The sequence below is a fragment of the Streptomyces sp. NRRL WC-3605 genome, from assembly GCF_001509795.1.
Taxonomy (GTDB): Bacteria; Actinomycetota; Actinomycetes; order Streptomycetales; family Streptomycetaceae; genus Streptomyces; species Streptomyces viridochromogenes.
This window is the reverse complement of the sequence record NZ_LLZN01000091.1, coordinates 329,707-341,924: the sequence shown is the minus strand read 5'-3', so window position 1 is coordinate 341,924 and position 12,218 is coordinate 329,707. Positions and strand designations below refer to the sequence as shown.

Genomic DNA, 12,218 nt, shown 5'->3' with positions numbered 1-12,218 from the left:
TCGCGACTGGGTTCGCGCCCGGGGTGGCCCTCACCGGTCCCCGACCCTCCCAGTGCGGGTGGGCGACGGCCGCACATCACCTGAGCCGCCACCCGAAGGAGTGAACCCCGGAGGGGAGTTGGCGGGCAAGTTCCCGTGGCGTGTGCGGACGCCCTGCGCGGTGGGCCGGTTGGACGTCTGCGGCGGGCGGTGGCAGTATTCGCCGCCACGCCTTGCCGGAGTGAAGCATTCCTCCCAAATCAGGCGGGTGACCTGCGCGGCCGTGACGATCCGGCGGGAGTCGCGCCCCCCTGGGGGACCTTGTGAAGGGCTCGTGCAGACTGGCCGGATGCGTACCGAGCTAGTTTCGGAGTCCGGCGATCCGGACCGCGCCAACGAGGACTTCGCGAGTGTCGCCCTGCCCGCTTCGGGGCGGGGAGGGGCCCTCGTCGTCCTGGACGGGGTGACGCCGCCGAGGGGCGCGACGGGGTGCCGGCACTCCGTCCACTGGTTCACCGCGCGGCTGGGCGGGGCGCTGACCGAACTGACCGTTTCCCTCCCCGATGTTCCGCTCGGGGACGTCCTGGGCCGCGCCATCGCCCGCACCGCCGAGGCCCATGCGCAGACCTGTGACCTTTCTCACCCGCGCACGCCCCAGGCAACCGTCGTCCTCGCGCGGTGGTCCGCCGGGGCGGTGGACTACCTCGTGCTGTCCGACTCGATGCTCCTCGTGGAGTCCCCCGACGGCACGGTGACGGCCCGTCTGGACGACCGGCTGGCCCGGCTGCCGCGTTCGGCGCTGGCGACGGACGCCCACATCGACGCGCATCTGCGCAACAGGGAGGGCGGCTTCTTCACGGCTGCCGCCGACCCCGCCGTGGCGGCACGCGCGGTGACGGGGACGCTGCCGCGCGGCGAGGTGCGCACCCTGGCCGCGCTGTCGGACGGCGCGGCCCGCTGGGTGGAGCGCTTCCGTCAGGGCGACTGGGCCGACTGCCTGGGCCTGGTCCGCGAGGAGGGCGCGGGCGCGCTGGTGGAGCGGGTGCGGGCGCTGGAGCGGACGCACCCGGGCCGCGGCAAGCGGCACGACGACGCGACGGTCGTGTACGTGGAGCTGTGAGGCGGCGGGCCCTCCAGGGCGCGCTTCGAGGATGGCGAGCCGCACGGCGCTTTCGCAGCCCGGCTCAGTCCATGCCCCGGTTCAGCTGGTTCAGCAGCCGGGCCAGCTCGGCCACTTCCTCGCGCTCCCAGTGCGAGAGCTGGGCGACGTAGCGCGCCCGGCGGGCCTCGCGCACGTTGGCGACCCGGCGGCGCCCCTCCTCGGTGAGGTGCACCAGCCAGGCCCGGCCGTCCGCCGGGTCCGGCTCGCGGGCGACGAGGCCCAGGTCCTCCAGGGCGTGCAGCTGGCGCGACATGGTGGCCTTGCCGACGCCGATGAACGCGGCGAGTTCGGTGGCGCGCAGCCGTCCGGACTCGTCCAGCCGGACCAGCAGGCCGTACGCCGCCGACTCCAGGTCCGGGTGGACCTCGCGGGCCATCTCGCCCTGCTTGGCGCGGGCCCGCCGGAAGAGAACCGTCAACTCGCGTTCCAGGTCCAGGAACTCGGGCTGGTCCATACCACCGCGGGCAGGCCCGGGTCCGGGCGCCGTCGCGTCGCCGTTGCCGTCTTCGTGCACGTCAGCCCCTGCCTCGTTTTCCCGGCCGTGAAAGTTTCCGCCAACCGGCGTCATCGCCGCAGCTCCGTCAGTATTTCGCAGGCTTGGACCAACGGCAGCCGCCAGGCCCCCTTCCACCAGGTCGTTCCGCTGCCTAGCGTCGTACGGCGGAGCATGACGATGACATGCTCACGCCACACTCGTGCGCGTTCCCCACCATGCGTCACCGAGCCTTCGGAGGCACGCTATGCCCGTGCACAGACCCGAACAGCGCCACCCCCACAGCCCGTATCCGACCGGACTTCTGCTCACCCTCGTCCTCGCCCTGGCCCTGCTCGTCCTGGCCGCCCAGCCGTCGTCCGCGCGGGACGACGCCACCCCGCCGCGCGGCTCCGCGTACATGGGCGTCGGCGTCGCCGCCCACGACGGCACCGACGGCTCCCCCGCCGGCACCCTGGCCGCCCAGACGGAGGGCGTCGACGTCTCCAGCCACCAGGGTGACGTCGCCTGGCCGACCCTGTGGTCCAGCGGGGTCAAGTGGGCCTACGTGAAGGCCACCGAGGGGACGTACTACACCAACCCCTACTTCGCCCAGCAGTACAACGGCTCCTACAACGTGGGCATGATCCGCGGCGCGTACCACTTCGCGACGCCGGACACCACCAATGGAGCAACCCAGGCCGACTACTTCGTCGACCACGGGGGCGGCTGGTCCCGCGACGGCCGCACCCTGCCCGGTGTCCTCGACATCGAGTGGAACCCGTACGGCGCCGCCTGCTACGGCAAGTCCGCGAGCGGGATGGTCACCTGGATCCGCGACTTCGTGAACCGCTACAAGGCCCGCACCGGCCGCGACGCCGTCATCTACACGGCGACCAGCTGGTGGAAGCAGTGCACCGGCAACTCCAGCGCCTTCGCCACGGCCAACCCGCTGTGGATCGCCCGGTACGCGACCGCCGTGGGCGAGCTGCCCGCCGGATGGAGCTACCACACGATGTGGCAGTACACGTCGACCGGCCCGACCGTCGGCGACCACAACCGGTTCAACGGCGCCCTCGACCGGGTCGTGGCCCTGGCCAACGGCTGACTCCCCCGCACGGCGAAGGCCCGGGCCCCCTTCCGGGGACCCGGGCCCCGCCCTGTCCGGCGGCGTCCGTCACGCCGCCGCCGGAACCTCCCGGGCCGCGTCGCTGGTGGCCGGCGACAGGGCCAGCTCCAGGACCTGACGGACGTCGGTCACGGCGTGGACGTCGAGCTTGTCCAGCACCTCGGCCGGGACGTCGTCCAGGTCGGGCTCGTTCCGCTTGGGGATGATCACGGTCGTGACCCCCGCGCGGTGGGCGGCGAGCAGCTTCTGCTTCACCCCGCCGATCGGCAGCACCCGGCCGGTCAGCGAGACCTCACCGGTCATCGCCACGTCCGTGCGGACCGGCCGGCCGGACAGCAGCGAGGCCAGCGCCGTCGTCATCGTGATGCCCGCGCTCGGGCCGTCCTTCGGCACCGCGCCCGCCGGGAAGTGGATGTGCACGCCCCGGTCCTTCAGGTCGGCGACGGGCAGCTCCAGCTCGGCGCCGCGGCTGCGCAGGAAGCTCAGCGCGATCTGGGCGCTCTCCTTCATCACGTCACCCAGCTGGCCGGTCAGCGTCAGGCCCGCCGCGCCCGTCTCCGGGTCGGCCAGCGACGCCTCGACGAACAGGACGTCACCGCCCGCGCCGGTCACCGCGAGTCCGGTCGCCACGCCGGGCACCGCCGTACGGCGCTCGGCCGGGTCCTGGGCCGACTCGGGCACGTGGTGCGGCCGGCCGATCAGGCCGCGCAGCTCGCCCTCGGTGACGGTGAACGGCAGCTTCCGCTCGTCCAGTTCGTGCTGGGCCGCCACCTTGCGCAGCAGCCGCGCGATGGACCGCTCCAGGGTGCGCACACCCGCCTCGCGCGTGTACTCGCCGGCGAGCTTGCGCAGCGCGCCCTCGTCGATGGTGACCTCGTCCGCGTTCAGTCCCGCCCGCTCCAGCTGGCGCGGGAGCAGGTGGTCGCGGGCGATGACGACCTTCTCGTCCTCGGTGTAGCCGTCGAGGCGGACCAGCTCCATACGGTCGAGCAGGGCCTCCGGGATGGCCTCCAGGACGTTGGCGGTGGCCAGGAACACCACGTCGGACAGGTCGAGCTCGACCTCCAGGTAGTGGTCGCGGAACGTGTGGTTCTGCGCCGGGTCCAGGACCTCCAGGAGGGCCGCGGCCGGGTCGCCGCGGAAGTCGGAGCCGACCTTGTCGATCTCGTCGAGCAGGACCACCGGGTTCATCGACCCGGCCTCCTTGATCGCCCGCACGATCCGTCCGGGCAGCGCCCCGACGTACGTACGGCGGTGACCGCGGATCTCGGCCTCGTCGCGTACACCGCCGAGGGCGACGCGCACGAACTTGCGGCCCATCGCGTGGGCGACGGACTCACCCAGCGAGGTCTTGCCGACGCCGGGCGGGCCGACGAGCGCCAGCACGGCACCGCCGCGCCGGCCACCGACGACACCCAGGCCCCGGTCGGTACGGCGCTTGCGCACCGCCAGGTACTCGGTGATCCGCTCCTTCACGTCCTCCAGGCCGGAGTGCTCGGCGTCCAGCACGCCCTTCGCGCCCTGGATGTCGTAGGCGTCCTCGGTGCGCTCGTTCCACGGCAGCTCCAGGACGGTGTCCAGCCAGGTGCGGATCCAGGAGCCCTCGGGCGACTGGTCGGAGGACCGCTCCAGCTTGTCGACCTCCTTGAGCGCGGCCTCGCGGACCTTCTCCGGCAGGTCGGCCGCCTCGACGCGGGCGCGGTAGTCGTCGGACTCCTCGCCGTCCTGCTCGCCGTTCAGCTCGCGCAGCTCCTTGCGGACGGCCTCCAGCTGGCGGCGCAGCAGGAACTCGCGCTGCTGCTTGTCGACGCCCTCCTGGACGTCCTTGGCGATGGTCTCGGCCACGTCCTGCTCGGCGAGGTGATCGCGCAGCTGCTGCGTGGCGAGCTTGAGCCGGGCCACCGGGTCGGCGGTCTCCAGCAGCTCGACCTTCTGCTCGGTGGTCAGGAAGGGCGAGTACCCGGAGTTGTCGGCGAGCTGCGAGACGTCGTCGATGGCCTGCACCCGGTCCACGACCTGCCAGGCGCCGCGCTTGCGCAGCCAGGCGGTCGCGAGGGCCTTGTACTCCTTCACCAGCTCCGCCACCTGTCCGGGCAGCGGCTCGGGCACGCTCTGGTCGATCCGCGTGCCCTCGACCCACAGCGCCGCACCCGGCCCGGTGGTGCCGGCACCGATGCGCACCCGGCCGCGGCCGCGAATCAGGGCACCGGGATCACCGTCGGCCAGCCGGCCGACCTGCTCCACGGTGCCGAGCACGCCGGTGCTCGCGTAGGTGCCGTCGATGCGCGGCACCAGCAGCACCCGGGGCTTGCCGGGCGTGGACCGCGCGGCGGCCTGGGCGGCCTCCACGGCGGCCCGCACGTCGGCGTCGTTCAAGTCCAGGGGGACCACCATCCCGGGCAGCACGACCTCGTCGTCGAGCGGCAGCACGGGCAGGGTGAGCGATGTGGACGTCGAAGCCATGATCTCCCCTTAGGCAGTCAAGTTGAGTTACGCCGACTCAATGCTTGACGGGACCTGATTGTTCCCGGCCCGGTGACGCGTTCGCTGACAGCGATCGGACGCGGACCCGGCGTGCCGGAACGCGCGACACTCGCATGGGGAAGCGGCGGGACGAGCTCCCCTATTCCGGCCGCTCCCGGCCGCCGGAACAGGGGAGGCCCGGACGGTGGCCGGAGCGTGCCGGGGCGGAGCTGGCAGGATGGCGCGGTGCCCACTTCGTACGACACCCCTGTAGTCCTGGACCGTCGCGAAGGCCCCCACGGGGAGGTCGTGCTGCGGCGGCACGGTGATCTGCTCCAGATCATCGCCAACGGCTGCTTCCTGATGGACACCTCCGACGGCCGCTCAGAGAGGCTGCTGGTCGACGCGGCGCTGGACGCGCTGGGCGGGCGTTCACGGCCGCACATCCTGATCGGCGGGCTCGGTGTCGGGTTCTCGCTCGCACACGCCGCGGCCGACCCGCGGCCAGGGCGGATCACCGTCGCGGAGCGCGAGCGCGCGATCATCGACTGGCATCTCGGGGGGCCGCTCTCCGGTCTCTCCGCGGCGGCGCTCGCGGACCCGCGGACGTCGATCCTGGAGACCGATCTCGTCACCCACGTGTATGAGACATCCGCCACGTACGACGTGCTCTGCCTCGACATCGACAACGGGCCCGGATGGACCGTCACCGAGGGCAACGAGAGCCTGTACTCACCGGGCGGACTGGCCGCCTGCGCAAGGGCGTTGACACCGGGTGGGGTACTGGCCGTATGGTCCGCGCAGCCCTCTCCGGAATTCGAAGAAACCTTGCGCAATGCCGGATTCCAGCAGGTGCGTACCGAAGAGATCCCCGTTGCCCGGGGCGTTCCGGACGTCGTCCACCTCGCCGTCCGACCTGGATAGCCCTGGCGCGGTGACTCCCCGTACTCTGCTTTCCTGACGCGGATCATTCAAGCGTCAATCGGAAGCATGCGCAGGCACAGCCAGTAAGCGGAATCACCCCACGGATTCCGGAAAGCAACTTTGGGGCGGGCGATGGAGCAGACACACACCTCCCACAACGGCACGGCGGCGACCCCCGGCGCACAGCGCCGGGTCCTGGTGGTCGAGGACGATCCGACCATCGTGGACGCTATCGCGGCCCGTCTGCGCGCCGAGGGTTTCCTCGTGCAGACCGCGGGAGACGGCCCGGCGGCCGTCGACACGGCCGAGGCCTGGCAGCCCGACCTGCTGATCCTCGACATCATGCTGCCGGGCTTCGACGGCCTGGAGGTCTGCCGCCGGGTGCAGGCGCAGCGGCCGGTGCCGGTGATGATGCTGACCGCGCGCGACGACGAGACCGACATGCTGGTCGGCCTCGGCGTCGGCGCCGACGACTACATGACCAAGCCGTTCTCCATGCGTGAGCTGGCGGCACGCGTGCACGTGCTGCTGCGCCGCGTCGAGCGCGCCGCCCTCGCGGCCACCACGCCGCGCTCGGGCATCCTGCGCCTCGGCGAGCTGGAGATCGACCACGCGCAGCGGCGCGTGCGGGTGCGCAGCGAGGACGTGCACCTGACGCCTACCGAGTTCGACCTGCTGGTGTGCCTGGCGAACACCCCGCGCGCGGTCCTCTCCCGCGAGCAGCTGCTCGCCGAGGTGTGGGACTGGGCGGACGCGTCCGGCACCCGGACCGTCGACAGCCACATCAAGGCCCTGCGGCGGAAGATCGGGGCCGAGCGCATCCGCACCGTGCACGGCGTGGGCTACGCCCTGGAGACGCCGACGCCATGAGCGACGGTCCGGCCGTGCGGAGAGGCCCCGGGGAGCCCTGGGGCGGCGTTCGTCCGTTCTCGATCAAGACCAAGCTGGGCGCGCTCGTCGTCATCGCGGTCCTGATCACCACCGGACTGTCGATGATCGCGGTGCGCACCCAGACGGAGCTGCGCTTCATCACGGTCTTCTCGATGATCGCCACCCTGCTCATCACGCAGTTCGTGGCGCATTCGCTCACCGCGCCGCTGGACGAGATGAACACGGTGGCCCGGTCGATCTCCCAGGGCGACTACACGCGCCGGGTCAGCGAGAGCCGCCGCGACGAGCTGGGCGACCTGGCCGGGACGATCAACCTCATGGCCGACGAGCTGGAGGCCCAGGACCAGCAGCGCAAGGAGCTGGTCGCGAACGTCTCGCACGAGCTGCGCACCCCGATCGCGGGGCTGCGCGCGGTCCTGGAGAACGTGGTCGACGGCATCGCCGAGGCCGACCCGGAGACGATGCGCACGGCGCTGAAGCAGACCGAGCGCCTCGGCCGGCTGGTGGAGACGCTGCTCGACCTGTCCCGCCTGGACAACGGCGTCGTGCCGCTGCGGATGCGCCGCTTCGAGGTGTGGCCCTATCTGTCCGGGGTGCTGAAGGAGGCCAACATGGTCGCCTCCGCGCGCGCGGGCATGACCTCGGGCTCCGGCAGCCACACCCGCACGGACGTGCATCTGCACCTCGACGTGTCGCCGCCGGAGCTGACTGCGCACGCCGACCCCGAGCGCATCCACCAGGTCGTCGCCAACCTCATCGACAACGCGATCAAGCACAGCCCGCCGCACGGCCGCGTCACGGTCAAGGCGCGGCGCGGGCCGCACCCGGAGTCGCTGGAGCTGGAGGTCCTGGACGAGGGCCCGGGCATCCCGCGCTCGGACTGGCACCGGGTCTTCGAGCGTTTCAACCGGGGCGCGGTGAGCCGGCCGCACGGCCCGGGCAGCGACGGCGGCACGGGTCTGGGGCTGGCGATCGCTCGCTGGGCCGTGGATCTGCACGGCGGCCGGATCGGTGTGGCCGAATCGGATCGCGGTTGCCGGATTCTTGTCACACTTCCAGGGCAGCCGTCCGTACAAAGTTGACGTAAAGTTCGAAGCGGAGCGCCAAGATCCACACGCATCGTGCCTGACAGGGCCGTGTGATCAGGTACAGACCTGCACCGTCGCAGCGTCAGCTCGCGGCCGCGCCTTCCCATTTGCGGTCCGCTGAAGCGGAACCACGCTTGTTTCCCGCCATTTCTGAGCCCGAAACACGCTTCCCGATGTGACTTACACGACGATGACCATGCCCGGCCTGACCTTCCCGGCCGGGGAGGCGTAGCCTTGATTCCCGCTGTCCATCACCTTGTGAAGCGGAAGAGGGCGGTTCTCGCCGTGTCGCCACAGTCCCCCAGTAACGCATCGAGCATCTCGACCGACGCGGACCAAGCGGGCAAGAACCCCGCTGCCGCGTTCGGAGCCAACGAGTGGCTCGTCGACGAGATCTATCAGCAGTACCTCCAGGACCCGAATTCGGTAGACCGCGCCTGGTGGGACTTCTTCGCCGACTACAAGCCGGGGGCTGCCGCCGCCCCGGCTGCGGCGGGTACCGCGGCCGCGGGGGCCGCGGAGACCACCGCTCCCGCCGCCGCGCCGGTCCCGGCTCCCGCACCGGCCGCGAAGCCGGCTCCGGCCAAGGCCGCCGCGCCCGCCGCTCCGGCGGCTCCCGCGGCTCCCGCGACGAAGCCCGCCCCGGCCGCGAAGCCCGCCCAGCCGAAGAAGGCCGAGCCCGCCGCCGCCTCCGCGGACGGCCCCGAGTTCGTGACGCTGCGCGGCCCGTCCGCCGCCGTCGCGAAGAACATGAACGCCTCGCTGGAGCTGCCGACCGCCACCTCGGTCCGCGCGGTCCCGGTGAAGCTGCTGTTCGACAACCGCATCGTCATCAACAACCACCTCAAGCGGGCCCGGGGCGGGAAGATCTCCTTCACGCACCTGATCGGCTACGCGATGGTGCAGGCCATCAAGGCCATGCCGTCGATGAACCACTCCTTCGCGGAGAAGGACGGCAAGCCGACCCTGGTCAAGCCGGACCACGTCAACCTCGGTCTCGCCATCGACCTGGTCAAGCCCAACGGCGACCGCCAGCTCGTCGTCGCGGCGATCAAGAAGGCCGAGACGCTGAACTTCTTCGAGTTCTGGCAGGCCTACGAGGACATCGTCCGCCGCGCCCGCGACGGCAAGCTGACGATGGACGACTTCTCCGGCGTCACGGTCTCCCTGACCAACCCCGGCGGCCTCGGCACCGTGCACTCCGTGCCGCGTCTGATGCCCGGCCAGTCGGTGATCATGGGCGTCGGCTCCATGGACTACCCGGCGGAGTTCCAGGGCACCTCCCAGGACACCCTGAACAAGCTCGGCATCTCCAAGGTCATGACGCTCACGTCGACCTACGACCACCGGGTCATCCAGGGCGCCGCCTCCGGCGAGTTCCTCCGCCAGGTCGCGAACCTGCTGCTGGGCGAGAACGGCTTCTACGACGACATCTTCGAGGCCCTGCGCATCCCCTACGAGCCGGTCCGCTGGCTCAAGGACATCGACGCCAGCCACGACGACGACGTCACCAAGGCCGCCCGGGTCTTCGAGCTGATCCACTCCTACCGGGTCCGCGGCCACGTCATGGCCGACACCGACCCGCTGGAGTACCGCCAGCGCAAGCACCCCGACCTGGACATCACCGAGCACGGCCTCACCCTGTGGGACCTGGAGCGCGAGTTCGCCGTCGGCGGCTTCTCCGGCAAGTCCCTGATGAAGCTGCGCGACATCCTCGGCGTGCTGCGCGACTCGTACTGCCGCACCACCGGCGTCGAGTTCATGCACATCCAGGACCCCAAGCAGCGCAAGTGGATCCAGGACCGCATCGAGCGCCCGCACACCAAGCCGGAGCGCGAGGAGCAGCTGCGCATCCTGCGCCGGCTGAACGCGGCGGAGGCCTTCGAGACCTTCCTGCAGACCAAGTACGTGGGCCAGAAGCGCTTCTCGCTGGAGGGCGGCGAGTCCGTCATCCCGCTGCTGGACGCGGTCATCGACTCGGCGGCCGAGTCCCGCCTGGACGAGGTCGTCATCGGCATGGCCCACCGCGGCCGGCTGAACGTCCTGGCCAACATCGTCGGCAAGTCGTACGCGCAGATCTTCCGCGAGTTCGAGGGCAACCTCGACCCGAAGTCGATGCACGGCTCCGGCGACGTGAAGTACCACCTGGGCGCCGAGGGCACCTTCACCGGCCTGGACGGCGAGCAGATCAAGGTCTCGCTCACCGCCAACCCCTCGCACCTGGAGGCGGTCGACCCCGTCCTGGAGGGCGTCGCCCGCGCCAAGCAGGACATCATCAACAAGGGCGGCACGGACTTCACCGTCCTGCCGATCGCCCTGCACGGCGACGCGGCCTTCGCGGGCCAGGGTGTCGTGGCCGAGACCCTGAACATGTCGCAGCTGCGCGGCTACCGCACCGGCGGCACCGTCCACGTGGTCATCAACAACCAGGTCGGCTTCACCGCGGCCCCCGAGTCCTCGCGTTCCTCCATGTACGCGACGGACGTGGCCCGCATGATCGAGGCCCCGATCTTCCACGTGAACGGCGACGACCCCGAGGCCGTCGTCCGCGTCGCGCGGCTCGCCTTCGAGTTCCGTCAGGCGTTCAACAAGGACGTCGTGATCGACCTCATCTGCTACCGCCGCCGCGGTCACAACGAGTCGGACAACCCGGCGTTCACCCAGCCGCTGATGTACGACCTGATCGACAAGAAGCGCTCGGTGCGCAAGCTCTACACCGAGTCCCTGATCGGTCGCGGCGACATCACCCTGGAAGAGGCCGAGCAGGCGCTGCAGGACTACCAGGGCCAGCTGGAGAAGGTCTTCACGGAGGTCCGCGAGGCCACCTCGCAGCCGTCGACGGCCGCGCCCTCGGACCCGCAGGCCGAGTTCCCGGTCGCCGTGAACACCGCGGTGACCTCGGAGGTCGTCAAGCGGATCGCCGAGTCCCAGGTCAACATCCCCGACCACATCACCGTGCACCCGCGCCTGCTGCCGCAGCTGCAGCGCCGGGCGTCGATGGTGGAGGACGGCACCATCGACTGGGGCATGGGCGAGACCCTCGCGGTCGGCTCCCTCCTGCTGGAGGGCGTCCCGGTCCGGCTCGCCGGCCAGGACTCGCAGCGCGGCACCTTCGGCCAGCGCCACGCGGTGATCATCGACCGTGAGACGGGCGAGGAGTACACGCCGCTGCAGTACCTCTCCGAGGACCAGGCGCGCCTGAACGTCTACAACTCGCTGCTGTCCGAGTACGCGGCCATGGGCTTCGAGTACGGCTACTCGCTGGCCCGCCCCGAGGCGCTCGTGATGTGGGAGGCGCAGTTCGGCGACTTCGTCAACGGCGCGCAGACGGTCGTGGACGAGTTCATCTCCTCGGCCGAGCAGAAGTGGGCGCAGACCTCCGGTGTCGTCCTGCTCCTGCCGCACGGCTACGAGGGCCAGGGCCCGGACCACTCCTCGGCCCGCCCGGAGCGCTTCCTCCAGATGTGCGCGCAGAACAACATGACGGTCGCGATGCCGACGTCGCCGTCGAACTACTTCCACCTCCTGCGGTGGCAGGTGCACAACCCGCACCACAAGCCGCTGGTCGTCTTCACGCCGAAGTCGATGCTGCGCCTGAAGGCGGCCGCGGCGAAGGCGGAGGAGTTCACCACCGGCCAGTTCCAGCCGGTCATCGGTGACGCGTCGGTCGACCCGGCCGCCGTGAAGAAGGTCGTCTTCTGCGCCGGCAAGGTCTACTACGACCTGGAGGCCGAGCGGAAGAAGCGCGGCGTCACGGACACGGCGATCATCCGCATCGAGCGCCTGTACCCGCTGCCGGGTGCCGAGCTCCAGGCGGAGATCAAGAAGTACCCGAACGCCGAGAAGTACCTGTGGGCCCAGGAGGAGCCGGCGAACCAGGGTGCGTGGCCGTTCATCGCGCTGAACCTGATCGACCACCTGGACCTCGCGGTCGGCGCCGACGTCCCGCACGGCGAGCGCCTGCGCCGCATCTCGCGTCCGCACTCCTCGTCCCCGGCCGTCGGTTCCGCCAAGCGGCACCAGGCCGAGCAGGAGCAGCTCGTGCATGAGGTGTTCGACGCCTGATCCTGCGGATCCCCGTAGGAGAGCCTGTACGGAAGGCCCGGTTCC

8 protein-coding genes are annotated in these 12,218 nt (G+C 71.0%); 6 read left to right on the top strand and 2 right to left on the bottom strand.

Going from position 1 to position 12,218, the window contains the following annotated elements; genetic code table 11:
* Nucleotides 1-328: 328 nt before the first annotated feature.
* Nucleotides 329-1,099 (top strand): protein phosphatase 2C domain-containing protein, encoded by a 771-nt coding sequence (locus ADL34_RS30245; RefSeq protein WP_062668246.1) that lies wholly within the window; start codon nt 329-331, stop codon nt 1,097-1,099.
* Between the two features lie 64 nt (nt 1,100-1,163).
* Here the strand turns inward: ADL34_RS30245 and ADL34_RS30240 are convergent, their stop codons facing one another.
* Entirely contained in the window at nt 1,164-1,655 is a 492-nt protein-coding gene (locus ADL34_RS30240; protein WP_062668245.1) for a MarR family winged helix-turn-helix transcriptional regulator, read from the bottom strand.
* A gap of 226 nt (nt 1,656-1,881) precedes the next feature.
* Between ADL34_RS30240 and ADL34_RS30235 the strand changes: the two genes are divergently transcribed.
* Entirely contained in the window at nt 1,882-2,721 is an 840-nt protein-coding gene (locus tag ADL34_RS30235; protein ID WP_062668244.1) for a lysozyme, read from the top strand.
* 69 nt (nt 2,722-2,790) lie between these two features.
* On the opposite strand, the gene lon is transcribed toward ADL34_RS30235, so the two are convergent.
* The gene (gene lon / locus ADL34_RS30230) at nt 2,791-5,205 is read right to left on the bottom strand and encodes an endopeptidase La (RefSeq protein WP_062668243.1); all 2,415 of its coding nucleotides are present in this window, start codon (nt 5,203-5,205) and stop codon (nt 2,791-2,793) included.
* A 246-nt stretch (nt 5,206-5,451) separates the two neighbouring features.
* Between lon and ADL34_RS30225 the strand changes: the two genes are divergently transcribed.
* The 4 genes from ADL34_RS30225 to ADL34_RS30210 all read left to right on the top strand — a co-directional run bounded on the left by ADL34_RS30225 (nt 5,452) and on the right by ADL34_RS30210 (nt 12,173).
* Nucleotides 5,452-6,129: a hypothetical protein gene (locus tag ADL34_RS30225; RefSeq protein WP_062668242.1), complete on the top strand. Its 678-nt coding sequence runs from the start codon at nt 5,452-5,454 to the stop codon at nt 6,127-6,129.
* Between the two features lie 132 nt (nt 6,130-6,261).
* Nucleotides 6,262-6,999, top strand: coding sequence for a response regulator transcription factor (locus ADL34_RS30220; protein WP_030956984.1), 738 nt, complete (start codon nt 6,262-6,264; stop codon nt 6,997-6,999).
* Entirely contained in the window at nt 6,996-8,102 is a 1,107-nt protein-coding gene (locus tag ADL34_RS30215) for a sensor histidine kinase (protein ID WP_062668241.1), read from the top strand. The genes ADL34_RS30220 and ADL34_RS30215 overlap by 4 nt, the downstream gene beginning before the upstream one ends.
* A 291-nt stretch (nt 8,103-8,393) precedes the next feature.
* Nucleotides 8,394-12,173, top strand: a complete 3,780-nt coding sequence (locus ADL34_RS30210) for a multifunctional oxoglutarate decarboxylase/oxoglutarate dehydrogenase thiamine pyrophosphate-binding subunit/dihydrolipoyllysine-residue succinyltransferase subunit (RefSeq protein ID WP_062668283.1) — start codon at nt 8,394-8,396, stop codon at nt 12,171-12,173.
* Nucleotides 12,174-12,218 lie beyond the last annotated feature (45 nt).

Coding starts and splice junctions, on each gene's coding strand:
- ADL34_RS30245 (WP_062668246.1), top strand. CDS start 329: ATGCGTACCGAGCTAGTTTCGGAGTCCGGCGATCCGGACCGCGCCAAC.
- ADL34_RS30235 (WP_062668244.1), top strand. CDS start 1,882: ATGCCCGTGCACAGACCCGAACAGCGCCACCCCCACAGCCCGTATCCG.
- lon (WP_062668243.1), bottom strand. CDS start 5,205: ATGGCTTCGACGTCCACATCGCTCACCCTGCCCGTGCTGCCGCTCGAC.
- ADL34_RS30220 (WP_030956984.1), top strand. CDS start 6,262: ATGGAGCAGACACACACCTCCCACAACGGCACGGCGGCGACCCCCGGC.
- ADL34_RS30215 (WP_062668241.1), top strand. CDS start 6,996: ATGAGCGACGGTCCGGCCGTGCGGAGAGGCCCCGGGGAGCCCTGGGGC.